We start from the raw sequence: 26,563 nt of genomic DNA, 5'->3' as shown, positions 1-26,563 counted from the left end.
AAGCACAGGGCAACAACGCAGCAGCTGCCGCATTGTTGCCCTTGAAGTAGAACTAGAACCAACGGGCTTCCAGATAACCCAGCAGCCGCTGGAGTACAGCTGCAGCTTCAGCCCGGGTGGCATCCGCCGCGGGAGCAAAGCCGTCGGTGCGCCCGTTAAGCAAGCCGCTGCTTACCAGAGCAGACACAGCATCACGGGACCAATCGGCAAGTTCTTCACCGTCGGACAACCCGGCGAGGGCAGAAGCATCCGCCGCAGGAGCGGTGTTTACTGCACGCAGCGCCCGGTTCAGCATCACCGCCATTTCCTCACGGGTGATCCGCGCCTCCGGACGGAAGCTGCCGTCCTCATAACCGTCGGTAATCCCGGCATTTACAGCTGCAAGTACAGTTGCGGAATACCAGGAATCTGCAGCCACATCCGTGAAGGTGCCGCCTGCCGCCGAAACGGAGGCTTCAAGTCCCAAGGCCCGCACCAGCATAGCCGCATACTGTGCCCGGGTCAGCAGGGATTCCGGCTGGAAGAGGCCACCCTCCATGCCGTCCACAACCAGCTTGGAGGACAACAGACCCACTGCCTGCTCTGCCCAATGACCGGTCATATCCCCATAGGAAGCCTGCTCCACTTGGGCCACCGCCAAAGTAACGGCTGCACTTTCCAGACGTACCTGGGCATTCACCCGGCCGGAAGCTGCCGCTCCAACCTTGGCCGGCACGAAGGACAGTCCGCCCTCCTTATTCAGCTTCATCACAGTAAGCTGAGCAGGGGCCGCATCTGTTACCAAAGACAAACTCAGCATACCTTTGCTGTTGGCAGGAAGAGAAAGCGTGCTAAGGGTTTCCCCTTCCTTCACTCCCAAGCTGAGCTCTACCGCCTCTACCAGCCCGGAAGCCCCCTTAGCCTGAAGCTTGCCGGCCAGGGAGGTTTGCACAGATTCAGAGACCGGACGCAGGCTGAGCTCCACATGTTTCCCTGCTGCTGTTTCCGTTGTCCACTGGGAGAGGACATTCACAGGCAATACAACCTCACCTAAATTGGTTTGCACCACAATTTTCCCGCCGCTGGGCAAAGTGCCAGCCGCTGCCGCAAATGGGCCAACCGGTATACTTACCGTCACAACACCCTTGGCAGCAGAGGCGCTATTGTCCGTTGCCGGAATAAGCAGCTCCTGCTGGCCGCCTGCCGTACCGGCAGCCTCCGCCAGCGTCTTCAGCTTGGCGGCCAATTGCCCTTCATCAATCCGGAAGAGCGTACCTGCAGTCCCGTCCGGAGTGGTAAATGCTGTTTTGCCCACCAAATCCGGCGTTCCGCCGCCTCCGCCATAGCTGGAGGAGCCGCCTCCCGGATTACCGCTGCCTGTGCTTTCGGTCCGGGTAATCTGGACGGTTTTTTCATTGGTTTTGTAGCCGTCCACATACACGGCCATGGTAACGGAGTTGGCACCCACCACCAGCGGAACAGTGGCCTGGAAGTCGCCGGTGCTGCTGACTGCAGCCGCTTTGCCCGCTACCTGTACCTGTGCAGTGCCCTTGCCCAGAACGTCAACATTGCCTTTCACCGCAAGCTGGCTGTCGGCTGTTTTCAACCCTTCATAAGGAAGGTAGCCGCTGAGCAATGCGCCACGTACAGTGTCACCCGCCTTAAAGGCATTGGCCACAAGCTGGCGTTTGGTCCGGGTGCCGGACGGGTCCAGAGTGGAGATGACAAAACCGTCGGCAGGAATCACACTGTTATTTTCCTCCGGAGAGCCCCAGCTCCAGTTAATGGCCTGGTTCCGGTTCAGAACCTTGGAAACTGTGCCGTCTGCCCCAACCACTACCTCCACCCCAAAACGGGAGGTGCCGGTGGAATAACCGAAGGAATCCGTATAGGCGTTGATATTTCCTTCGATCAGGTTAATATTATGGAAATTCCCCTCCAAAAACTGCTCCGGTTTGCCCGGCAGGCTGAAGCCCACCTGATAGTCCTTCACATATACCTGGTTTTTCAGAGCCGCAGAAGCGATGGGCCAGTTGACCTGGGAGGCATCGAACAGCATCAGGCCATTGGTGTTGGCCAACCCGGATTGGAACACATCACGCTGCAGCTCAGGTGCCTGAACGTTGGTTAAAGCAATTCCTGCATAAAGAGGAATTTCCCCGTTGGTCACAATGTTGCCCAAGGTAATATACTTACTTACCTCCTGCCCGGTGGTCTGATAGGCCCCGATCATCAGGAAATCGATATACTCGATATATCCGGTCTCATAATACCCCGGTGTATACACATATTCATCCTTCAAGCCCAATCTGCTGTCAAAACGGAAGTTGGGGCTGCCCCAGTTTACGCCGTTCAGATAGTAGGTTTCGTACCAGGAGCCCACATAGGCGGAGGCCTGGATGGTTCTGCCGGTAGAGGATTCGTAGGAATCCACCAGACTCTTCACTTCGCCGAAAAAGCTCTTGATGGTGCCCGAGCGGAATTCCCACCAATCCTGAATCAGCGGCCCGTTTACCCGGGTAGTGCCATTGTAGGAAAACACATCCGCAGGCCAATTTTGAAGCTGCTTGCCTTTGGCCTGGAGGAAGGTTTCGAACTTGGCCCGGGTCAGATCGCTGAAATCCGCCGACTCATTGTCATAACGGCCCCGGTCATGGACCACACCGTCCACATCATAGTTTTTGATGACCTCTTCGAAGGTCTTCAGCTCATACTGGCGGACCTCGTCATTGGACGGGTTTACAAAAGCCACCAATCCCTGCTTGGCGCTCTCCCGCACACGTTTGATCTGTCCATTGTTTTCGGGAACGTAAATCCGTTCCTCCCAATCCAAGTGATCGTCCAATACGGCATATTCATCGCTGGCAATGGAGCCTTCGGCGAATACATTAATTGCCGCATGGATTTTCAGCCCCAATGCGTGCCCATGGGTGACGAATTCCTCCAGGAGATCCAGATCCGGGTTTGACCCGGCCTTGGCCGGAGCCGTAATTTCACTGACATAAGGACGCCCGGTCAGATCATTCTTCTTATAAGAGGCGTATCCTTCCACACCCTTCACGTCGAAGACCACTTCCGTGACCCCGTTATCCTTGGCCTTCTTCAGGAATTCGTATACATGCTCGCTGGTCTGGAATTTCCGGGCATTGGCGGCCTGATCCACCCACAGGATTACACCCTTGTTGGAGGTAAAACCCGGCCGGCTGAAAATAACCAGGTCACGGCTTGTATTCTCCGCACCGTTTTTCATCACCTTCACATTGACATAGTTGATGCCGGCCTGAAGGGAATAGCTGTAGGAAAACGTACCGTCCGCCGCCACAGGCACAGGTGTGCCGTTAATCAGCAGCTGTACGGCAGCAAGGCCCCCCGCGTCGCTAATATTCCCGCTGATCAGCTCCTGCGCTTTCGTAGAGGTGACCATCTGGTAATTGTCCAGCGTCAGCTTGACCCGGCCGCTCATCAGCTCCGTAACCGGCACCACCTCGCCGTTCTTGCGGAGCTTGATCACATCCCCAACCTTGAACTTGGTAGCCAAAAACCGTTTAATGTTATTGTTGGCATAGCTGGTATCCTGGGCGTACAGCACATAGCCGCCTTGGGGAATAGCCAGCTCTGTGGGACCGGCCCAATTTGGGGCACCGCCGCCACTAGAGGCGGGGTTAACCACCTGCATCACCTTGCTGTCGGCGCCTACTTGCACCGCCACATTGAACTGGGGAATCGTGATGGTATCTCCGGACTCCCGGGTGAACAGAGCGATAATATTGTCGATGCCGGTGATGTCCTGATCGATGTAGTCGATATTCTTCCGGGGCCCTTCAATACTAACGGTGATATCCTCCGGGGCTGCTTCTACCTCCACCCCATTGCCGGCCACAACAGGCTTGTAGGTCACCGTGACCGATTCTGTATCCAAAATGGAAGCTCCGGAGAGCAGCTGGACCGTTAAGGTATTCAGCCCTGCCTTTAAGGAAACCGTGGCGGTGAAGCTCCCGTCCGCGCTAATGACAGCAGCCGTTTCTCCAACCATAACAGCAAGATTCAAGTCCGCTGCGTGATGGTCGATTTCCCCTGCTATCTTAAAGGTGGGCAAGGAGACTTCCGTACCTGAGGCCGTGGTTAACGCCAAAGCCGGTGGCAGGTTCAGAAAATCGGCGGCAGTCAGGGTTTGAGTCCCTTTGACGAGGGTTACCTGATGGCCGATCCGGTAGTTCATGTATAAGTTTTTGCGAAAATCCTTCTGTTCCCAATTATTATCATTGGCCAAAACAATATAGCCGCCTTGAGGAATGACTGCATATAGAGCGGGATCCCAAGCGGTTGGCTTGTCATTCGTTGTAGGATTCTTATTGGTGGGACCATATAGACCGCTAACCAAACCGGTTGCATCTACAGCAATGGCGATATTCCCTGCTTTTACAAAAACCTCATTAGGATGATCCGAACGGTTGGTGACTCCTGCTCCACTTGTGAACAGAGCCGCATAATCCGCTTTCTGCGGATCGGCGTCCGTATTAAAATTAATATATTTCATCTCAAGCCGATCATTACCATTCGCCGAAACCAAATAAACCGCATCAGTTACAGAATACACGTTTTCGGTAACACTGGTTATTCCTTGGGTGACAGCACCCTCTCCGTCCGGCTCGGCAGCCGAAGCGGTTAAGGCGCCAGCCGGGAAAATCGGGGCAAGCAAAGCAGCAATCAGCAGTACAACAGTCCATAATGCCATGGTTTTTCTGACAGAAACGAAGGTCATCATTCACACTCCTGACGGGATGGGATAGTGGTGCTGATCCCCGGCACAGGGCCGGGCTATGTTGTCCCGGCGTCCCAAACAGGTGAAATTCCTCCGATTCTAAACCACAGGCAGCCGCTTAGGAGCTGCGAGGAAATTAGTACCCGCTTTTGAAGACAAAATCTCGATGGTTTTAGGAGTTTTGTCGGCAAATTAGCGGTACTTTATTTCGTCGCAGTCTCTTAGTCGCGTGCTGCCTGTGTGTGCTGCCGATTCTATGCTGCTGCCGGAGTCCGCAGGACGCACGGGTCTGGCTGCTTATTTCTTGGTGGAATACCAGTCGTTGGCGGCCTTGATGGTTTCTGCTCCGCCTTCCGCTTTCCATTGGGTCAGGAACTTGTCATAGTTGGCAACCGGCTCAGAGCCGCTGATAAACTTGATGACATTGTCGTCCAGAAGCTTGGTGAGCTTTTGCTTGTTCTTGGAGATGGCGTCGATGGGCGGAGCAAAGGACATGGGATCCTCAACCAGCTTGCCTTCGGCGTACTTTTGGAAGTCCTCATAGAACTTCTGGAGAACGGGGTCCTTGCGCACCCGCGCCTGCCAGTAGATGGGATAGTTGGTTTCATCCACACCGGTCATGAACACACTGCCGTTGGTCAGGTCGTCATTGAATTTTGGCAGGATCGGGAAGTATTTACCGTCCTTCACCTCATGGTGGGTCCCTTGGATACCGATAGCCAGGCTCTTGAAGGTTTCTTTTTCCAGCTTGGCGTTCAGCAGCTTCATGGCATCTTCTTTATGCTTGGAGTACTTGGGAATGGCAATATACCAGCTTGTGCCGTTTGTGACGCTCAAGGATACCTTACCATCCTTACCCTTAAGGAAAGGCATAACGGATACCTTGGCTTCGGGGAAGTTCTTGGTCAGGGCGGTCATCGTGTTCGGTGCATTCCACCAGGCCAGCTTGTAGACGGCCGCTTTGCCGCTGGTGAATTTTTCGATGGCCTTGGCGGCGGTGTTGATAGCCAGCTCGGGGTCCAACAAACCTTCCGCATTCAGCTTGTTCATGTAAGTCAGGAATTCCTTCATCTCCGGCAGCTCGGCCTTATGGACCAGCTTGCCGTCCTTCAGTACCCAATCCGAGGTGCTGCCGTAGGGAACGCCGAAGGCGGCGGCAATGTCACCGTAGAGGGAGTCCTTGCTGCCCGTCAGCGGAACGATGTTTTTCTTTTCCTTGATGGTTTTCAGAACGGTATACAGCTCATCCGGGGTTGTGGGCATTTTGAGGCCCAGCTCATCCAGCCAATCCTGGCGGACGATCAGCTCTTCGCCTACGGAAACGCCGGAGCCGGTTTCGGGAATGGCAAATTTTTTGCCGTCGATGGTGGTGCTGGTCCAGGATTGGGGCTTGATAGCCTGATTGACGTTGGGGCCGAACTTATTCACCAGATCATCCAACGGCTCCAGGGCGCCGGAGGTGGCCAGCTTGAAGAATTGGGTAGCACTCAGCTTCATCACGTCGAATTCTTCCTTGTTGGCTACCATCAGGTTCAGCTTTTCATCATAGTTCTCGGCGGGAAGCATGTCGTAGGTGACGTCGTAGCCGGTTTTTTCCTTGATAAGGCCGGCGGTAAAGTCCTTGTTAGGGTCAAAACGCCCGTATTGCATGAGCATCCGCAACGGAGATTTGGGTCCCTCTGTAGCCGCCGGGGATGCGGCAGCACCTCCGGATGGAGCGGTAGAAGCGGTGGAGCCGGAATCCGAGGATCCGCCACAGGCCGTGCCAAGAACCGATAATGCCACTACACTTGCCAGTACAACTGATTTTTTCAACATGGACTTACCTCCCTAAGATGAATATAATCATTCCCCGCAAAGTGAAGCACAGGAGCTGTCCCCGGCTTCCCTTATGTTATTCCGGTTACTTTTGCAGGGACCCCGAAATCATAGTGTTGGTGAATCCATATTCATTCGTTTCATTCCTTACCGGGATAGAAGTGCCTTGGATGCTCAAACACGTTTTGTCGGCCTTGATTGAATGAATTTGAAGGGTTCAAAGCCGCCAAAAAACTCGCCCTCAAGTCACTTCTATCCCTTCCAGTCTCTTCACATGAATATAGATTCACCTTTTACTTTCGTCGGACAGGTTCTTCAGCCTACCCCTTCACGGAACCTACCAGCACACCCTTGACGAAATACTTCTGCAGGAACGGATAAACCAGCAGGATCGGGATGGTGGCCAGCAGGATGGATGCCGCCTGGATGGACTGGGGTGTGGTGTTCAGCGCTGCATCGATGTTGTCCTTCAGGAAGTCCCCGCTGGATGCAACCAATAGCTCCTTCAGATACAGCTGCAGCGGCTTCAATTCCGGATTGGTGATGTAGATCATGGATGCGAAATAGTCGTTCCAGTACCCTACGGCAAAAAACAGGGCGATGGTAGCCAGAACCGGCAGCGACAGAGGCAGCACCACGGATACCAGGACCCGGATGTTGCCGGCGCCGTCAAGCTTGGCGGATTCCTCCAGGCCGTCGGGCAAACCTTCAAAGTAGTTTTTGATGATCAGCATATTGAACACATTCACCATACCCGGCAAGAACAGCACCGGCAGCTTGTTCACCAGATGCAGGTTCTGCATGAGGAGATACATGGGGATCAAACCACCGCTGAACAGCATGGTGAAAATAAACATCAGCAGAAGCCACTTCCGCCCTCTTATGTGGGGCTTGGACAAGGGATAGGCGGTAATGGTGGTCACCAGCAAACTCAGGAAGGTGCCGACCAGGGTGAGAATAACGGAAATTTTGAGCGAATTGAGGAACATGCTGTCTTGCATGACGTATTTGTAGGTGCCGAATTGGATATCGATGGGGATGAGGTTTACTCTTCCCGATATAACGGCATGTTCACTGCTCAGGGACTTGGCGATCAGGTTCACAAACGGAACCAGCGTGGTGAAGCCCATCAGAACGAAGAAGAGATAATTGCATACTGTAAATATTTTTTCGGGAATGCTGCTCCGGATGCCATTGCGCCCGGTCCGCTTCGATCCCGCCGTGTTGGGAAGGGCTGTCGTTTCCGGTGCTCCTGCCTGGAGATTCAAGTCAGCCATCGGTCCGTTCTCCTTTCTTGATGCCTGTGTTTGTCCTCATCACCAGATGCCCCTGTCCAGATATTTCCGGGCCAAGGCATTGCCCGAAATCACCAGAACGAAGGCGATAGCGGACTCGAACAGCCCGACTGCCGTGGTAAAGCTGTAATCCTGATTGCCCAAGCCCATCCGGTATACGTAGGAGCCGATCACATCGGCGGTTTTGTAAACGGTGGGGTTGTACATGACCAGAATTTGCTCGGTGCCGGCCTCCAGAATACTGCCGAGGCGGAGAATGAACATAAGGAGAATCGTAGGCGCAATACCCGGAAGCGTAATATGCCAGACCTGACGCAGGCGGCCTGCCCCGTCCATCCGGGCTGCTTCGTACAGCTGCGGATCGATGGTGGAGAATGCCGCCAGATACACGATGGTGCTCCAGCCGGTTTCCTTCCAGCCTGCCGATGTGACCAGCACACCCCGGAACACATCATTGTCCATGAAGAAGGAGATGGGGGTAAATCCCATTGCCTCCAGCGCTTTGTTCACCAGGCCCCCGTTGGAGGACAGAATATCGATGAACAAGCCGCTGACAATAACCCAGGAGAGAAAGTGGGGCAGGTAAATGACGGTTTGAATGGTGCGTTTGAAGATCATATTCTTCAGTTCGTTCAGGAGAATCGCCACTACGATCGGCAGCGGAAAAAGAAAACCGATTTTCATAAAACTGATGATGATGGTGTTTTTGAAGACCTGCAAAAAGTCCGGATAGGTGAATAATTTGTGGAAATGCTTCAAGCCCACCCACGGGCTGGCCGCCATTCCGTCAAAAATGTTGAAATCCTTAAAGGCGATGATAATCCCGTACATCGGCGTGTATCTGAACAGCAGAATGCAGAGAATGCCCGGAACCAGAAGCATATACAAATCCCATTCCCGGCGAAGCTCACGTCCCAATCCTCTGGAATTGCCGCGACCCATTGCGCCTCACCCTCCTCTTGTCTCGTTTCGTCTGTACTTAAATTTTAGTGATTCCAGAGGCTTGTGAGTAGGTGAGGACCATTACTATTTCTGGTACTTTGATGTTGGATTTTACCCGAAAAATGAAAAAAGCCCTCCGCGTTTTCAAAAGAAAACGCTTCAGGCTAACAACTCATGTTATGATTTCATTTCTCCAGGTGTAACTCCCCAATATTTTCGAAAGACTTTGGTAAAATAGCTGACATCTCGATAGCCAACCAAGCGGGCAGCGTCATATACCTTGCCCCCCTCCTGGAGGATGGATTTGGCCTTTTCCATCTTGCGCTCCAGCACATAAGTGGAAAAGGGGACTCCCGTCTCCTGCTTAAACAGCCGGCTCAGGTAAGAGGAATTGACATACATCCGGTCCGCCACCATGTGCAGGGTAATATCCCGGTCGATTTCCTGGTCGACAATGGCCAGAATGGCCTTAACCACCTGATTGCTGGTGGTGCTGCGCTCCTTGCGGACGAAGGCGGCAATTTTCTTCACGGTGCGGGTAAGCCAGCCCCAGGTTTCCTCCCGGGTGCCCAGCAGGCGGACATGCAGGAATTGCTCCATGTCCCCCTCCACCACCTGCCGTACGGACCAGCCCTGCTTCTGGATCATCCGGACAAACAGGCTGCTCAGATACAGCACCGTCTCGTGGACCTCCTCAGCGGACACGGCTTGCCCCAATCCCGCCTCCCATAGCCCGGTCAAGGCTTGCATGGCCTTTTCCTCATCGGCGGTTTCCAGGGCGATCTCCAGCATTTTCTCCAGATTGGGCTGGGCCTCCATGGCCTTGTTGGCACGCCCCTGCTCCCGGTATGGAATGACGATATCAGTGCCGTATACCATCCGTTCCCGCAGGGCGCGCCGCGCCTCCAGCACCAGAGGCCCCAGCTCCTCCAGGCTGCCGGTGCGTCCGCAAACACCTGCGCTGAAGGTTGCCTTCAGCACCTCCTTGGCGTGGGACAACAATCTCACCAAGGAGGCCCCCACACGCAGCAAGGCCTCTCGTTCATCCTCCTGGGACGGCAGCAGGAAGATAAGGAGCAGCTTCCCCTCCATATCCCCGCTGGCATAACAGGCCGGCTCCGGCAGCATGTCCCGGGCCATACACTGGAGGGAGAAGGCCAGGAGCGGCTCATCATCCCGCCCGGCGCCATCCCCTTCCCCGTCCCCGGGAAGCGGGTCCAGGTCCACCACTGCGGCTGCCAGCCGGGCATCGGCGGACAGCTCAATGTTATAATCCCGGGCCCGGCGGAGGAGCTCCGGCGGGCTGTAGCCGCCATCCGCCCAGCGCTGGAAAAAGCCGTTCTGCAGCAGAGGCAGATGCTCCCGCCATTTCTCCTGAAGGGCTGCCTGCTTCTGCCACTCCTCCAGTTCACGCCGGAGCTCCTCTCCCGCCACCAGTACGGCGTCCAGAATTTCCTTCTCCCCCGCCGGCTTCAGCAGGTATCGGGATACCCCCTGAGCCATTGCGCTTTGGGCAAAGCCGAAATTATCATGCCCGCTCAGGATAATAAATTTCATAAAAATCCGGGTTTCCTGCTTCTGCCGCAGGGTGCGGACCAGCGTCAGTCCGTCCATACCCGGCATCTGTACATCCAGGAGCATAATATCCGGCCGCTTGCGTTCTACAATGGCCAGTGCCTCCTGGCCGTTGCCCGCAAGCCCCACCACCTCAATGCCATGCTCCTCCCAGGGAATATTATTGGCAAGGGAATTGCGCAGCCTTAGCTCATCCTCTACAATCAACAGATTCATACCCTTGTCCTCCTTGTCGGCTATTACCGGCCATACCTATCACACACCGCTGCCGGAATTAGCCTCCGGTCAATCCCTCGCGCGCAGGATTCAACTCCTCTGTCACCAGCTGCAGATCGCTTCCGCAGCGGTCCAGAGGCAGCGAAACCGTCACATGGGTGCCTTGGCCTTCTACACTATCGATGACCAGCTCCGCTTCCTTACCGTAATACAGCTTCATCCGGGCGGTGATGTTGCGCAATCCGAACAGATCACGCACCTCTTCCTCGCGTTTGATCCGGTAATCCAGCCTGCCCGCCTTCTCCAATTCATGCCGCATATACGCCAGACGCTCGGGGTTGATCCCGGGGCCGTTGTCCTCCACCCGGATATTGAGCCGGGTCCCTCCTTCGAGCCAGCTGGAAATCACCAGCAATCCGCCGCTGGCCCGGTCCTCCATCCCGTGGAGAATGGCGTTCTCCACCAGCGGCTGAAGCAGCAGCTTCAGCACCGGAATGGCCTTGGTTTCCTCCTGCAGCCGGTATTCCACCCGGAAATTGTCCAGAAAACGGATCTGCTGGATGCGGATATAATAATGAAGATGCTCCATATTTTCCTGGAGGGTAAAAACCTCCCGGCCCTTGTTCAGGCTCAGCCGGAAAAACCGCGACAGATTCAGCACCATCTCGCTGATTTCCGTGGCTTCGTAATTTTGGGCTGACCAATAGATAGAATCCAGTGTGTTGTACAAAAAATGCGGATTAATCTGGGACTGGAGAAATTTCAGCTCCGTCTTCAGAAGCTCCAGCTCCTGCTCATAATGGTCCTGGATCAGATGCCTCTGGTAAGCTACCATCTGATTGAAGGATTCCGTCAGATAGCCGAACTCGTCCTTCTGCCGGTTGTGCAGCCGGATGTTGAGATTGCCTGCCGCCAGCTGCTTCATCCCGCTGGCCAGCTTATGCACCGGTGAAGCAATGCCGCTGTACACCACCCAGGAAATCCCCACCGCCAAAAGCACGCTGACCGCGATGATAATGTAGGTGAACATCCGCAGCTTGTCCGTCTCCCGGTACAGCTCGGCTTCGGGCTGCATCAGGGTCAGATGCCAATTGGAATAGCCCGAATCCACCGTTACCGCCATCTCCTTGCCGGAAATCGGTGGCAAGCCCCCGTCCGCTGCCGTTTCGCCGGTGCCCGCCACCACCCGTCCCGTCTCCGTATGGAGATAAATTTTGGCCTGGGAGGAGGGGAGCTGGGACTTGATGACGTTCAGCAGCCGGCTTTTGTTGAGGGTAATCATGAGTATATTAGGCTGGCGGTTCACATTGTACAGGTCCATAGAGCGGACCAGCGAAATGCTGTCCGTGCTGATGACGCTGCCGAAGGTGGTGCCGGATACGGACTCGTCGGGGAGCAGGTAACGAATGGCCGTACCTTTTTCCCGCGCCGTCTGAACCATCCATTCCTGCATCGGCTCGGAGGTCAGGCGCCTGCCGCCGAAATTGGTGGAGATCATCATATGGGACGCGTGGTGGTAGATGGTAATCTGGGATACGATATGATTCACGGCATTCATATTGGACAATTGCTTGAGCATCCGGGAGAACTCCACAATGGACTCAGGAGGCAGCTCCCTGCCCGTTTTGTTCAGCTGCTGCACCACAGCCGGGTCGGTGGCAATGAGTGCGGAGAGCTCTTCAATATTTTGAAGCGTCAGATCAATATAATCCATAGAGGAGGACAGGGCCAGCTGGGAGCGCTCCACAGCTTGATTGTACAGAAGATCCCGCGAACGCTCCACGGCAAACAGGCTGATAACAACAAGGGGCAGCAGAATCAGGAGAAAATATCCTGTCAGCCGCACCTGAATATGTCCGGAAAACTGGCTGCGGACCCAGCGCCACAGGGCCCTCATGGGAGAACCCTTCCGGCTGCGGCGTTTTTCTCCTTGTACCAGGCGTTGACCTCTTCGGTTATCAAAGCCCCGCCATTGGCCATCCACTCCGCTACGTACCGGTCAAATGCATCAAGCGGCTCTACGCCCATAATAATCCGGGTAAAGGCCTCCTGCAAATTGGGCAGCTGGCCGGAAAGCCGGCTCATGGCAGGGGTGGGGGAGCCGTAGAATTCGTTGGTGATCAGATTCTGCTCGATCATCTTCAGATTTTCGTACAAGTGGAAATCCCCCAGGGAATCCAGCCGTTTCTTATTCAGCTCAGGGTCCAGCACGTCCACCATGGACTGGTAAATCCCCCGGTACAGATGCTTGTCATGCTGGGCGAAGTCCGTGACCATTTTGCCGTTTTGCATGCTCCAGATCTGATTCTCGAAGCCCAGCTTTAATGTGGTATAACCCTCATCGCCGGCCAAAAATTCCAGATAACGGAGGGCACCTTCGGGATTGGCGGCTCCTTTGGGAATGACATTGTAGCCCCGGATCAAGTCCTTATCATAAACACCCTTCTGCCCCCGCGGACCGGTTGGGTACTCCAACGGCATCCACTCTGCTCGAGGATTCTTCGCCTTGTTATTAGCGATGGCACCCCGGGTGTCGTACCAGGTGGCCGAATAGAGGCCAACCTGTCCGTTCTCAACTTTTTGGGCCAAGCTGGTGTTACGGTTCAGGACAAATTCGGGGTCCAGCAGTTTTTCCTTGTACAGCTTGGCGAGAAAAGCCAACGCCTCCTTGGTCTCGGGCATCACGCTGCCGTATTGGAGGGCTCCGTCCTTCAGAATCCAGCTGTCCAATTGGGTGCCGAAGGCGCCGAAGAAAGGGGCGGAGCGGATCAAATTTTCCCCCATGGTCAGACCGTAGGTGTCATTCTTGCCATTGCCGTCCGGGTCCTCCAGGGTGAAGGCCTTGATAACGTCGTAATATTCATCCAGTGTAACGGGAGCCTTGCGCCCCACCTTATCCAGCCAGTCCTTGCGGATGTACATCAGCTCGATGCCCCGCACCTCGTTGAGGCTGGGGATCGCATAGATTTTCCCGTTAAAGCGGACCCGGTCCCATGCCTCCTTGGGGATCCGGCGCTTCAGATCAGCGCCGTACTTGTCGAGCCAATCGTCCAGGGGGGTCAGGGCGTCCTGCTGGAGATAATGGTCAAACCAGAGAGGTCTATAGATGTGGACCAGATCGGGAAGGCTGCCCGAGGACATAATCAGGTTCACCTTCTCCTCATAGACCTCCTCCGGCGGGGCAATCACATTGATATCCAGGCCGGTGCGGTTTTCGATAAAGGAGAGGTAGGGATTGTTATTCTCGTCTGTTCCTGTCGGAAAGTTCATTCCCAGGTTGTTTACCACAATGGAGACGGACTTCCCCTTGACTGCTTCGGCCTGGGCTCCTTCTCCCGGAGCCGCCCCCTCGCAGCCCGTCAGCACCACAGCCCCCGCCGCCAAAAAGCAAAGCGCCCTTACTGCTCTCGATGTCATTGTCCTGTTCTCCCCCTCCCGCTTTACCTGATTCAAAAAAACTGCGCCTTACCTTAAATTGTTCCGAGCAGCGGGGACAGCTGCGGCAGGAGCGCCGCCGCTATCAGGGAAAAACCCAGGTCGGTAGGATGCGTGCCGTCCACTGTGCTTTCCGCATATTGCTCTCCCAATAGCTCATAGCCGTCAATGGCGGAGATGAACCGGTCGCCTTCCCGCTGCAGGGTCTCCACCAGCTCCAACTGGTAAGTACGCCGTGCCAGCATAGCCTCCCGGAACTCCGCGTCCCAGTCCGCCTTGGGCGGTCTGATCCGGGTTATTACCACAATCGGCACCTCGGGGTGCGCCTCCCGCAGAATGCGGATAAAAGTGGGCATGGTCACCTGCAGCCGTTCAAGCCCGTCGCAATTGGCTTCATAATCCAATACCAGACAGGCCGGGTCGGGGATGGATGCAATCACCCGCGCTACCTCCGGCTCTCCCTTGCCGCTGCCGGAAAAGCCCAGGTTCACCATTTCCCGCTTCATGCCGCGGCCGAGGATATTGGGATAGGCCATGCCGGGACGGGAGGCGCAGCCCCCTTGGGTGATGGAGGTGCCGTAAAGCACCACTGGGCGCTCTGCAGCAAAGGGCAGCGGCTCCAGCAGCTCCGCGTCCTCCTCCAGGCCTATTAACACCTCCTGCACCCCTTGGTACAGGGGAAAATAGAGGGTATAGCTGCGCAGCTCCCGCTCCTTAAAGGAGGTGAGCCGGGCTGTATATTCAGGTTCCTCCGGGCGGAGGGTGGCTGTGCCGGCGAATTTCTCCTCCCCCGGTCCGCCGATATAGCAATCGAAGCCGCATTGGCCGGTTGGCGCCATATGGTACATATTGGCCCGGTCCTTCAGCTTCACCCGGATGTGAAGCTCACGGGAATCCGTCCGGAAGCGGATATGGCCGCCTGCGGTATGGTCCGCCAGCCAATCTACAGCTTGGGGCAAGGGCTCAGCCGGATGAAGCGGCATCCGCCGGTACACCCCGTCCTGCCCGATCCAGGGAAAGCCGCCCAGCCGAAAAGGGGTTGCCTTGGGATCAAACCAGACCAGCCCCTCCTCCCGGGTGCCGTTCATGCGCATATTGCGGTCAAATTGTTCCAGTGTGGAGCTTTTTTTCTCTTCCAATTCCGAGGACCTCCTGCGTCAACATGTTGTAGGGGTGTTCCGGCCGGGACATTCCCGCATAGGGGCTCACCGACATTCCCCTAAGGTTCATGTCACATTATGTTACATTATAGAATTCCATATCGGGGATGGCAAGGTTTTTTATTGGTTTCATGTCAGGTTTGTGGACTCGTTAAGCGCTTACATTTACCTGCAGCCTGTCCCCTTCATCCCTCTTCTTGAAGCATATTCTGATAAATCCTCAACATTCCTCATTATACCGGATAATGTCCCGGCAGGCTACGTTACTTTAGGGGCGGGGGAGAAGCTACCGGCCAAACGGGGACGGGATGGGGGGTATGGTGGCGCGGGCTGCGGGATGGGAGTGGGATGGGAGTGGGATGGGGGCGGATGGGCGAGATATGATGGGATGGCGAGAAAGGAGCCGTAAGGTGGCGGCATTGTGATTGGAGTGTGGCAGAAGGAGGAGAAGGCGCTAAACTCGAAATTTCGAGTATAATGTGCCCCTCCGAGCCCCAAACGCAGAATTATACTCGAGTTTTCGAGTATAATGTGCTACTCCGAGCCCCAAACACCGCGTTATACTCGGTTTTTCGAATATAATGTGCTCCTCTAAGCTCCAAACACCGGTTTATACTCGGTTTTTCGAGTATAATGTGCCCTTCCGAGCCTAAAACACCGGTTTATACTCGAAATTTCGTGTTCAGCCAGCCTTAGCTGTTGCCCTCGTCCCCACATTCCTGCACTCGTCCGCCAGACCCCTGCCCTCGTCCACCACATTCCTGCACTCGTCCGCCAGACCCCTGCCCCCGTCCGCCGCCTCCGCCTCCCTCTCCCTCGCCCTTTTACCGGAACGCCTCCGCCAAAAACCGGTCCACCGCCTCCACGGTCTGCGCATGAATGCGGTACGGGTCGGGTCCCCGGTCCCGGAGACGCAGCAGAGGCGAGAACAAATACACATCCGAAAAGCTGGAGTGGGAGCTGCCCGGCAGCACCAATGGCGGTTGGCCGCCCTCAATCCGCTGCATCCGCTCCGCAAACGCCTTCGCCCACGTGCCGTATTGCTCCGCCGCCACGCCCGCGGCCTGCAGCTGCACTCCATCCGGCCGAGGCAGATCCGGCTGCTGCGCCGTTCTCCCCGTCGCCAGCCGCAGCACCCGCTGCTCCGGGGACTTGGCCACACCGGACCGGCCATAAAACGCGCCGTCCAGGCTGACCGCGGCCCGGAAGCGACGATCTTGGCCCAACGCGGCCAGCGCAGCATCCCCGCCGAAGGAGTGGCCCGCCGCCGCCGCGCGTTCCAGGTCCAGCCGTCCCGTCCAGACACCCTCCGGGTCGGCACGGTTCAGCTCCGCCAGCTGATCCAGCACAAAACGCTGGTCGGGCGCCCAGATATCGTCGATCCAGCGGTCCCATGCCGGCAGATCCAGCTCGTCGGGAGCCTGGCCACGGTGCTCCGCCCAACCGATATCGATACTGGCCACCACATAGCCTCTGGAGGCCAGCCCGCTCATCAGATAATGGTAGGTAAAGCCGAAGCCCGGCCAGCCATGATAAAACACCACAACCGGATACCGTTTGCCGTCTGCGGCCAGCGGACTTTCCTCCCTAACATCCGTCCGGGCAAGCTTCAGATAGTCCGTTACAAAACCGGGCAGCTCTGCCGTCTCCCGCAGAGCCCGGTTCAGCTGTCGGAGCATCGGCCCAGGCACATAAGGGGCCTCCCCCTTCCCCCCTTCGGCCGCGGAGGGATACCACAGCTGCACCACCACATGGCGGCCCTTATCCAGCCCGGCCCGGTCAGGCAGACTCTCTCGGGAAGCATCCGTCCAGCGGTACAGCCGGGTGCCTACGGGATAAGGACCGGTGACCGGCTCCAGCCGAGGCACCGGCAGCAGCCAGGGCAGGGCCAGCAGCACCAGCAGCACCACTCCCCAAACCATCCGCAGAAGGACTCCCACCGGTCCGAGCCTCCTGCGGAAAGCGCCAGCCTGCGCCTGGAACCGCCGCCGCCACTGCAGCACCGCAAGCCGGCAGCCCCAGACAAACATCAACCAGGCGGGCACCGTCTGCCAGCGCCACCCCTCCAGCATCACATGAAGCACCGACACAGCAGCAGCCACCGCCAGCCAAACCACAGGAATTAACGGACCTGCCCCCCGCCAGACCGGGCGCCGCCAAACTAGGCGGAGCCAAACCGGCAGCTGCAGCAGCACAAACAGCGTTTCCCAGACCCTCACCTGCGCTGCCTCCCTCCTAAGGTGTGTTTGCAAACATGCCCTAGAGCAGTTTTATTTCTTCACCCGTATCTTCCGGTTCACAAGCATGGCGGCATGCAGCATTACCTTAACCAGAGGCGCCCCTTGAGGATAGGCCAAATAACGTGTTTCCCACACCGGATCGAACTTTTCCTTAAACCGCCGGAGTCCCTTAAACTTGTACAAATAATTGGCATGAAGATAAACCAGATTGGCCACACGCTCCTCCCGCAGGGAGTAGGGCTCGTCCCCCACGCTGGCCAACGGCGCCATCCCCAGATTGAAGCGCTGGAACCCCGCCTCACGGGCCCAGTCGAACAAGCGCAGGAACATGTAGTCCATGGCGCCTTTGCCAGCGTCCGAAGCAAATCGCATCAGGTCAATGGAGGCCGTTACGCCGCGGTCATAACAAGGCATGAAGGTGGCGAAGGCCATCACCTTCCCTTCCGCGGAACGCACCACCGCCACAGAGCTCCGCCGGATATAGTCCTCATCGAACCAGCCCAGGGAAAAGCCCTTCTCCGCACGGTTGCCCAGCCAGCTGTCAGATACAACCCGCAGCTCCTCCATGACCCCGTCCGACAAAGGGACCTCCACCATGTCGAAGGTGCAGCCCTCCCGCTCAAACCGGTTGCGCACGGTGCGCAGATCCGCCTTGCTTTTGCCCGTTAATTGGAAGGTCCGCACATCTGCAAACCCCTCCTCCCCCAGCTTGAAGAAGCGGAAACCGGCTTGATGGTACAAAGGCATGTAGCGGTCCGATATCTGGTAGAAAATGGGGGTCAGCACCCAAGCGTCCGCAAAATCACGGAACTCCCGAAGCGCCTCCCGGAACTTACCGGGATTGCCTACCGGATCCCCCAGCACCACCAGCGTACTCCTGCTGCGGGCGTAATAAAACAGCACCTCGCCTTGGGCGCCCCAGAAGAAGCTTTTGTCCCGCAGATATACCAGATGGGTCAAGGGCGTTCCCGGGAAACGCTCCAGCAGCAGCCGGAGCCGCTCCAGCTCCTCCTCTCCCGGTCCTCCCAATGCCGGCCCTTTGGGCCGCAGCCAGAACCAGACGGAGAAAAACAGCCAGGACGCCGCCAACCCCACGATGCCGCTGCGGATCAGCTCTCTTTCGCGCAGAACCAAAATTTCATGCCCGTGTTTGGGCGACAGCCAATGATAAGGAATGGGGCGGGACCAGTCACCCACCAGATAATAACAGGCCCCCACCAATAGAGTGACGGCGAACCAGAAGGCCAGGGTTCTCCCCTGGACCGCCGCATGGCTGCGGTAAAACCGCCCCCGGGAAATATACAGCAGAACCGCTACCGAAGAAAGCAGAATGGCCTCCTCGAAATCCAGACCCTTCAGAATAGAGAAGAATGCCCCAAGCCCCAGAAGGAACACCGTCAGCCGGTATGCCCGTCTAAGCTTGAGATGAATCCCCCGGGACAGCATAATCAGGATAAAACCCACCACAACCGTGATTTGATGGGACAGCTTCATGGTCAGCGGGGTGATAAATTGATGAAGGCTGCGCATCCGCCCGATAATCTCCGGAGTAGCAGCCGACAGCAGCAGCACACTGCCGGACAGCAGCACAAGCGCCGACAAGGCCCAAATGCCCATATCCCCCAACAGCCGGTTTTGCCCCGGCCAGGACCAGAAGCGCTGCCAGCCGCTCATGGATTTCTCCCACAGCTCCGAGCCGGCCTCCGCCAGCTTTTCCCGCTTGGGCATCCACTCCAGTGCCGCAAGAAACAGTCCGAGGGTCCAGGGCAGAAGATAATAGAACATCCGGAACAGAATCAGCGCCGCCATGGCCTTGTCCGGATTGACCCCATACCCGCTCATGGCCAGGAGCAGCACCATATCCATCGCCCCGAACCCCCCTGGAGCCATGCTGAAGATACCGGCTGCCGCGGCGATGGCGAACATACCCAGTAGATGCGCAGGTGGAATGTGAACCCCGGCTGCCGACGCACTGGCCACCAGCATTCCCGCCGCAGACAGCCATTCCATGGCGGAAGCCCCTGCCGCCATCAGCCCAAGACGCATACCGGGGAAGTGCTCCGGCTTCACCCACCGGCGGAAAGCCCGGGGGAACCGCAGCAGCGCCAGATAAACCGGTAAATACAGGGCCATTCCCCATACGGCCAGCCGCAGCCAGCCGTAATCCGCAAACAAATAAGCGCCAGGCAGGACGCCGGCCAGGAACAGCCAGCACATGGCGGAGAGGCCCGTTATCATGGCGAAGGACAAAAACACCAGATACCTGGCCACCTCCTGCATAGACGCTCCCGCTCTTTTATACAGCACCAACCGGAGTCCCGCCCCCGTAAACCCGGCGAATCCCATTACATTATTGAAGGTATTGGCAATCCAGGAGATCCGGAGCACCCTCCCCGCCGGGAGAGGCTGGCCCCGTGCCGCCTGCTCCCGGGCAAACAGAAGATCATATCCGCTCATCATCAGCACTGCAGCCAAACCCAAAAAAGCCAGCGCCGCCAGCTGCCACACATGCATCCGGTTCACCAGATGAATGGCCACAGCCATATCAATCCCGGCCAGCTCCTTTTTTCCTTCCCAGAAAACCAAGGCAATAACCGCCGCGGGAACCGCAAGCTTCAATAACTTGGGTCCGTAAAGCAGCAGCAGCCCTTTTAGGCGGTGATCCGCCTCCATCTTTTTTTCCGCCATTCCGACACCACCTTATGACAAGCTTCACCATCCATAGAATACCATGGGGCTTGCCTTTGCGGCTATTTCCAGCTTGTTCAACTTTTCTCAACCGCCTTGATTTTTTGTATACGTTTGGATACAATTATTATGAAGAATATACGAACTCGTCACAATTCGTTCCTTTTCGCAGGACGGATGACATACTTGACCATAGAGGTGATGGCTTATGAATGAACAAGTGCGGACCTTGGAGGAAATAAAGGTCTACACTCAGCCCAGCCATACGCGTTTGTCCACCCAAAAGTTTCTCTGGCGCGTGTTTATGATGCTGGTAGGCGCAAGCCTGGTATCCGTAGGTCTGGAAATATTCCTGGTCCCCAACAATATTATTGATGGCGGCATCGTAGGCATCTCCATTATCGCGTCCCATCTGAGCGGTTGGAACCTGGGGCTTTTCCTGTTCGTCTTAAATCTCCCCTTTTTATTCCTGGGTTATAAGCAAATCGGCAAAACCTTCGCCTTATCCACGCTTTTTTCGGTAGCTGTGATGTCTATCGGCACCAATCTCCTTCATCCCGTTCAACCGCTTACCATTGATCCTCTTCTGGCTGCCGTCTTCGGCGGAATTATTCTCGGCACGGGCGTAGGCCTGGTTATCCGTTCCGGCGGATCGTTGGACGGAACCGAAATCGTCGCCATCGTCTTCACCAAAAAACTGCCTATGTCCGTAGGCGAAATCGTTATGTTCTTCAATTTGTTCATTCTGGCCAGCGCAGGCTTCGTTTTTGGCTGGAATAACGCCATGTATTCGCTCATTGCCTATTATATCGCATTCAAGATGATCGATTTGACCATTGAGGGCTTCGAGGAATCCAAGTCGGTTTGGATCATCAGCGAGCGGAACCAGGAGATTGCTTCTTCCATTATCGACCGTCTGGGCCGGGGTGTGACCTATCTGAACGGGGAAGGCGCATACACAGGCAACGAGAAAAAGGTTATCTTCTGTGTGATCACCCGCCTTGAGGAAGCCAAGCTCAAGTCCATTGTAGACGAAATCGATCCCAAGGCCTTCCTGGCCGTAGGCAATATCCATGATGTGAAGGGCGGACGCTTCAAGAAAAAGAATATTCACTAGTCGCGATGGGAACGCAGGATGTGACCATGATATCCCGCGGCTAAGAGAGGAGGGGGAAAAAGCGCTGTGCTTCCTCTGAACCGAAAACGGAAAGCCAGGAATCGCGCTGAGCTCGATATATCCCGCAATCCCGCATTATCCGCTCCGTCCTCTGGAGCCTTAACCGGCTGGAAACGGCTGATCCCGGTAGGAGCCGGAGCCTGTCTGGCCGCTTTTGGGCTCGAAATGTTCCTTACCCCAAACCGTATTATTCCCGGAGGTATACACGGCTTATCAAGCCTCCTGTCCCATATGACCGAGATGAAAATGGGGCTTATTTTGTTCATCCTCAACCTGCCCTATGTGGTGTACAGCAGCTTCGCCAAGGAACGGAGCCGCTTCTTCCTTACCGCCTTCGGCTTCCTTCTTCTTAGCGGAATTACCCTGCTGCTCCATCCCTTTCCGCCTCTGGTGGAGGACCCGCCACTGGCAGCCCTGGCCGGCGGTCTGTTCTTGGGCGCCGGAGCCGGTCTGGTGCTGGCGTATTCCGGGCCCATGGACGGTGTCCAAACGGCAGCCCGTTACATGAATAAGCGGCTGCCTCTGTCCACCGACGAGCTGATCACACTGGTAAATCTGGCCCTGCTGGGGCTGGCGGGATTTATTTTCGGATGGGATCAGGCCGTCTATTCCGTTGTCACCTATGCCGTAGCAATGGCCGTCACCAAAAAAACCACCCGGCTTCTTCAACGCTACCAAGCTGTTTGGATCAAGACCACACGCCCCGATGCCATCCGGAAGGCGCTGGCCGGAACCCCCGGCATCGGCTTCATGGAGCCGGTACATGCGGCCACGAGGCCCAACGAGCTGTATCTCACCATCCCCAAACGCCAAGGCGATGCGGTGCTGCATATTGTGGAGCAGGTGGACCCCAAAGCCACAATGGGCACCAGCTCCATTCAGGATCTGGCCGAACTGGGTTAACCTTAGATAAGCCGGTACCACGGGTTTCTGATTCACCGCCGCAAACATCAAAAGCCGTCATCACCCGTTAATGGGCTGTGACGGCTTTTTTGCTATGTATATTCATTTGGTCAAAGGCAGCTGTACCGTGAATATTGTACCTTTGTCCAACTCGCTTTTGACCATAACGGTACCATTATGATTTTCTATAATACTGAAGCTGACGGCAAGTCCCAGCCCGGTTCCCTTCTCCTTGGTGGTCAGAAACGGCTGCCCGATCCGTCCCAGCACATCCTCAGGTATACCGGTACCGAAATCCTCGAAGGTTATGATTGCTTTCTGATCCTTAATCTCTGTGTGCACATACAGCTTACCCCCGCTCGGCATTGATTCCATACCATTCTTAATGAAGTTGATGAAAACCTGCTTTAGCTGGTTTTCGTCGCATGCCACCGGAATATTGCCTTCCCGGGGACTAAAGCTCAGGAGGACATTCTTCATATTCGCTTCCGTCTCCATAAGCGTCACCACCTGATGGACGATTTGATTCACATCCCGGAGGTAAAACTTCAGTTCATGGGGTTTGGCCAAAAGCAGCAGCTCGTTCAGTATACTCTCAATGCGCATCAGCTCGGAGCTCATAACCGCAACATGATCCTTGCGCAGGGGGAACCCCCCGTCCAACAGCTGCAAAAATCCTTTTATGGCCGTCAGTGGATTGCGGATTTCATGGGCAATTCCCGCCGCAAGCTGACCGGTAAGGGTAAGCTTCTCCGACTTGAGCACAATCTCCTCAGCCGCCATCCGGTCGGTAATATCCCTGCCGATGCCTAACTGCCTGGCCACGTTGCCTTTCTCATCGTAAATAAGCTTGGTGGAAAGCTCGATCCACACATAATGGCCGTGTTTATGGCGGCAGCGGACAGTGGCGATATGCATATCTTTGCCCGGTGGCATCTCCGCATCCTTCGTATGATCCGGATGATAATAATAAGAGCGCTGCTTCCCGATCATTTCCTCGGGCTCATAACCCAACAGATGCCGGACACCGGGCGAAACATAGTAGATTTCCCCACCGCCATCGCCCAGCGTAATGAAATCCTGGGAGTTCTCCGAGATCAGCCTGTACAGCTCCTCGCTTTTGCGCAGCTTCTCCTCGTTCTCCACGGTTTCCGTCACATCCCGGGTGGTAACAATAAGCCGGCTCATCTGGAGCCGCTCGTCTATGAGATGCTCCCCTACCATCTCCAGATGCCGCAATGCCCTGTCCGGATGCAAATACCGGAAGCGGAAGGTGGTGGCATTCCCCGCCAGCAGATGTTTCACAGACTCATTAAATTGGGTAAGATCCTCTGGATGGACTCTTTTCCAGCAGGAAAAAATCTCATCTTTTGTGCTATCCTGCCCCAATCCGAGTATCACATACATTTCGTCGGAGAGATGGATGGACCCGTGGTGCACGTCCCATTCCCATTTGCCCAGCTTGGCTATGTGAAGAGACACCCGAAGTGCCGCCTCACTCCTCCGCAAGGCTTCCTCAGCCATTTTATGCTCGGTGACATCCTGAACGATACAGAACACTCCGTTGACGGTCTCCTCTTCAGACCAGGGCATGGTGGTTACCTGATAGTACCGCATCCCCTGTGTGCAAGGATATTCTATGCCGTCGACCGTTATCGTTTCCCCCTTCAGCGTCCGCTGGAAGATCTCATCTGCCCGGAGAATGTCATCCTTCTGCATCACCTTATGATAATGTCCGCCTATAATCCGGCTACCATAGATCTCCTGGAATTTGGAGTTGGCCTGGATAAATTCCCCCTCCCGGTTTAATAGAAATACTGGCGCGGAATGGTGATAAAAAAGAGAAGTCGAATTCCACTTGCGTATTGCCACTTTCCGGTCACAGCTCTCGTTATGCTCGGATGAATTGGGTTCCATGTCTACTCCTTCCTGTTCACCCAGACTAAAGTCCTGCCATTTCTTACTATACACGCATTTTGCCATAAGGAACAATATTTTGGGAAGGTTTCCTGCCATACCTATCCACTTTTTGTGCCATAATTGAACATAACCCTGACAGACTGAACGCCCTTCCTTTTCCGGAAAGAAAAAAACCGGCAGGCGCCGGTTTATTTCCGTTCCACATATAACAGCGGAACGCTTTTGATATCATACGTATCCTTCAGCTTCTCCTCGGAAATGACCTTCAGCTTCACCAGCCCGGCAATTTTGGCCGCATCCGGTTTGGACAACAGCCTCCATACCTCGGGATCGGGCAAGGCCTGGTACAGCCTCTCCTCATCATATTCCTTGCGCTCCTGAAGCACCAGCTTCACCCGGTAGCTGCCCGCGTCCCATTCCTGGGTATCCAGCGTCTCGCTGTGCTGCAGAATCTCGGTACGCAGCTCAGACAGCTCCTGCTCCAGCTCCTTTTGCTTCTGCTTCAAATCGTAATACCGCTTCACCTTCTTGTCCATACCTTCCACTCCTCTCCCCACCATGCTTATGCAGGGAGCGGTAATCTCAGGACAGAAAAATAAGCTGGGATAACCACACTTCTTTTCCCATAATTTCGGAGTATCAGCGACCGCGGCACCGGGAGAACAGCAGCCCTACTTCAAGCCGGTCATGGCCACACCTTCAATAAACTTCTTCTGAGCGAAGAAGAACACCAGCATCAGGGGCAAGGTCGCCATAACGGAGGCGGCCATCAGCAGATTCCATTGGGTGCCCGCCGCATCGGTGAACAGCTTGAGCCCTACGGGCAAGGTGAACAGGCGGTCCGTGCTGATAAAAATCAAGGGATCGAAGTAATTGTCCCAGCTGTGCAGGAAGGTAAAGATCGCCAGCGTGGACAACGCCGGACCTGCCAGAGGAAACATGATCCGCCAGAAGGTTTTCCAGGGGGTGCAGCCGTCGATTTTGGCCGCTTCATCCAATTCCCCCGGCACCGTAATGAAGAACTGACGCAGCAGGAATACGCCGAACAACCCCTCGCGTCCCAGCATCGGCGGGAAAATCAGCGGAAAATGGGTGTTGGCCAAATTCAGCTTAGTCATCCAGACGAACATGGGAATGGCCGTCACCTCGGTGGGGATCATCATGCCACTTAACAGCATCAGGAAGATCACGTTGCGGAAGCGGAAGGGGATCTTGGCGAAGGCGTAGCCACCCAGCGCGGAGACCAGACAGGTGCCGGCTGTGACCACAGCGGCGATATACAGGCTGTTCCAATAGTACAGCGGGAAGCTGGGCTGTGCGGTGAAGACATCGGCGAAGTTCCGCCAGGCCACCGGCTGGGGAATCCATTGGGGCGGAAACAGGAAGATCTTCGTCGGATCCTTCAAGGCAGTGGTCAGCATCCACAGGAAGGGAAACAGGACCAGAGCGGACACAGCCGTTAGCAGCGCATATACGGGAAGCCGGCACAGCGTGTTATTCTTCATGGTACACCCACCTTTTGCGCAGATTCCATTGGACCAGCGTCAGGGCCAGCACCAGGAAAAAGAGGATGAAGGCAATGGAGGACGCATAGCCGAACTCGAAGTTCTTGAAGGCTTGTTTATAGATGTAATAGACCAGGACATGGGTGCTGGTGCCCGGTCCGCCGTCCGTCATGACCTGAATCTGGGCGAACACCTTCAGTGAGCCGATCAGCGTCAGCACCAGAGCAAGAAACAGCGAAGGGGAGATCATCGGCAGCGTGATGGACCGGAAGGTCCGCATCCGGCTGGCCCCGTCAATCCGGGCCGCCTCATAATACATGGCGGGCACGTCCTGCAGGGCGGCCAGGAAGATCACCATGTTGAGCCCCACATTCTTCAGCACACTGACCACAATCACCACCGGCATGGCCAAATCAAAATCATACAGCCACGCAGGTCCCGTTACCCCCGCCAGCTTCAGCAGCTGGTTGATCAGGCCGGCATCCGTGGCGAAGATGTACTTCCACACGATGGCCCAGACCACAACCGAGGTAATAACCGGGGTAAAGATGGCCGTACGGAAAATGCCGATACCGGGAATTTTCCGGTTCAGCAGCAGGGCCAGCCCCAGCGCCAATGCCAGATTCAGCGGAATCAGCCCCGCCGAGAAATACAGGGTGTTGAACATCGAGGTCCAGAACAACGGGTCATCCCCGAATGCCCGGGTATAATTGTCCAGCCCGATCCACGCCGAGCCACCCATCAGCGACTCATTGGTAAAGCTCATGTACAGCGCCCAGATAATCGGCACCAGCATAAAAGCGGCAAAACCCAGCACAATCGGCGATATAAAGAGGTATCCATACCAGTTGTCCCGGGTGCGGAGCTTGTTCCTTCTGCTGCCGAGTGATACGGGCTTTAGGCCCGGCAGGGCGGTGTTGGGTTGTACGGATTCCATATTTCCACTCC

The 26,563-nt window shown here is 55.8% G+C and carries 16 protein-coding genes; 2 read left to right on the top strand and 14 right to left on the bottom strand.

Annotation, left to right across the window (positions count from 1 at the left end; genetic code table 11):
• Nucleotides 1-52: 52 nt before the first annotated feature.
• The 10 genes from ACI1P1_RS07390 to mprF form a co-directional block, all read right to left on the bottom strand.
• Nucleotides 53-4,744 (bottom strand): S-layer homology domain-containing protein, encoded by a 4,692-nt coding sequence (locus tag ACI1P1_RS07390; protein ID WP_416215724.1) that lies wholly within the window; start codon nucleotides 4,742-4,744, stop codon nucleotides 53-55.
• 294 nt (nucleotides 4,745-5,038) lie between these two features.
• On the bottom strand, nucleotides 5,039-6,559 hold the full coding sequence (locus ACI1P1_RS07385; protein ID WP_416215723.1) for an extracellular solute-binding protein: 1,521 nt from the start codon (nucleotides 6,557-6,559) through the stop codon (nucleotides 5,039-5,041).
• A gap of 320 nt (nucleotides 6,560-6,879) precedes the next feature.
• Nucleotides 6,880-7,836, bottom strand: a complete 957-nt coding sequence (locus ACI1P1_RS07380; protein ID WP_416215722.1) for a carbohydrate ABC transporter permease — start codon at nucleotides 7,834-7,836, stop codon at nucleotides 6,880-6,882.
• Nucleotides 7,837-7,875: 39 nt separating this feature from the next.
• Complete coding sequence (locus ACI1P1_RS07375; protein WP_416215721.1) at nucleotides 7,876-8,796, bottom strand: ABC transporter permease; 921 nt, start codon at nucleotides 8,794-8,796, stop codon at nucleotides 7,876-7,878.
• A gap of 177 nt (nucleotides 8,797-8,973) precedes the next feature.
• On the bottom strand, nucleotides 8,974-10,587 hold the full coding sequence (locus ACI1P1_RS07370) for a response regulator transcription factor (RefSeq protein WP_416215720.1): 1,614 nt from the start codon (nucleotides 10,585-10,587) through the stop codon (nucleotides 8,974-8,976).
• Between the two features lie 58 nt (nucleotides 10,588-10,645).
• Complete coding sequence (locus ACI1P1_RS07365; RefSeq protein ID WP_416215719.1) at nucleotides 10,646-12,484, bottom strand: cache domain-containing sensor histidine kinase; 1,839 nt, start codon at nucleotides 12,482-12,484, stop codon at nucleotides 10,646-10,648.
• The gene (locus ACI1P1_RS07360) at nucleotides 12,481-14,004 is read right to left on the bottom strand and encodes an extracellular solute-binding protein (protein WP_416215718.1); all 1,524 of its coding nucleotides are present in this window, start codon (nucleotides 14,002-14,004) and stop codon (nucleotides 12,481-12,483) included. Before ACI1P1_RS07360 ends, ACI1P1_RS07365 begins: the two co-directional genes overlap by 4 nt.
• A gap of 53 nt (nucleotides 14,005-14,057) precedes the next feature.
• Entirely contained in the window at nucleotides 14,058-15,161 is a 1,104-nt protein-coding gene (locus ACI1P1_RS07355; protein WP_416215717.1) for an SGNH/GDSL hydrolase family protein, read from the bottom strand.
• Nucleotides 15,162-16,006: 845 nt separating this feature from the next.
• Nucleotides 16,007-17,401 carry an alpha/beta hydrolase family protein gene (locus tag ACI1P1_RS07350; protein WP_416215716.1) on the bottom strand — a complete coding sequence of 465 codons (1,395 nt, stop codon included), beginning with the start codon at nucleotides 17,399-17,401 and terminating at the stop codon, nucleotides 16,007-16,009.
• Nucleotides 17,402-17,452: 51 nt separating this feature from the next.
• Complete coding sequence (gene mprF, locus ACI1P1_RS07345) at nucleotides 17,453-20,110, bottom strand: bifunctional lysylphosphatidylglycerol flippase/synthetase MprF (RefSeq protein ID WP_416215715.1); 2,658 nt, start codon at nucleotides 20,108-20,110, stop codon at nucleotides 17,453-17,455.
• A 304-nt stretch (nucleotides 20,111-20,414) separates the two neighbouring features.
• On the opposite strand from mprF, the gene ACI1P1_RS07340 reads away from it, so the two are divergent.
• Both ACI1P1_RS07340 and ACI1P1_RS07335 read left to right on the top strand, forming a co-directional pair.
• Nucleotides 20,415-21,227, top strand: coding sequence for a YitT family protein (locus tag ACI1P1_RS07340; protein WP_416215944.1), 813 nt, complete (start codon nucleotides 20,415-20,417; stop codon nucleotides 21,225-21,227).
• A 66-nt stretch (nucleotides 21,228-21,293) separates the two neighbouring features.
• Nucleotides 21,294-22,190, top strand: a complete 897-nt coding sequence (locus ACI1P1_RS07335; protein WP_416215714.1) for a YitT family protein — start codon at nucleotides 21,294-21,296, stop codon at nucleotides 22,188-22,190.
• A gap of 102 nt (nucleotides 22,191-22,292) precedes the next feature.
• Here ACI1P1_RS07335 and ACI1P1_RS07330 read toward each other — a convergent pair whose 3' ends face one another.
• From ACI1P1_RS07330 to ACI1P1_RS07315, 4 genes are all read right to left on the bottom strand, one after another.
• Entirely contained in the window at nucleotides 22,293-24,107 is a 1,815-nt protein-coding gene (locus tag ACI1P1_RS07330) for a PAS domain S-box protein (protein WP_416215713.1), read from the bottom strand.
• Between the two features lie 191 nt (nucleotides 24,108-24,298).
• A complete protein-coding gene (locus ACI1P1_RS07325; RefSeq protein ID WP_416215712.1) occupies nucleotides 24,299-24,646 on the bottom strand; it encodes a hypothetical protein in 348 nt (115 codons plus the stop codon).
• Between the two features lie 135 nt (nucleotides 24,647-24,781).
• On the bottom strand, nucleotides 24,782-25,615 hold the full coding sequence (locus ACI1P1_RS07320) for a carbohydrate ABC transporter permease (RefSeq protein WP_416215711.1): 834 nt from the start codon (nucleotides 25,613-25,615) through the stop codon (nucleotides 24,782-24,784).
• Nucleotides 25,605-26,552: a carbohydrate ABC transporter permease gene (locus ACI1P1_RS07315; protein ID WP_416215710.1), complete on the bottom strand. Its 948-nt coding sequence runs from the start codon at nucleotides 26,550-26,552 to the stop codon at nucleotides 25,605-25,607. Before ACI1P1_RS07315 ends, ACI1P1_RS07320 begins: the two co-directional genes overlap by 11 nt.
• Nucleotides 26,553-26,563 lie beyond the last annotated feature (11 nt).

It is taken from the genome of Paenibacillus mesotrionivorans (assembly GCF_046098205.1).
Taxonomy (GTDB): domain Bacteria; phylum Bacillota; class Bacilli; order Paenibacillales; family NBRC-103111; genus Paenibacillus_AR; species Paenibacillus_AR mesotrionivorans.
The sequence above is the reverse complement of the archived record's forward strand: the minus strand, read 5'-3'. Positions and strand labels throughout refer to the sequence as shown.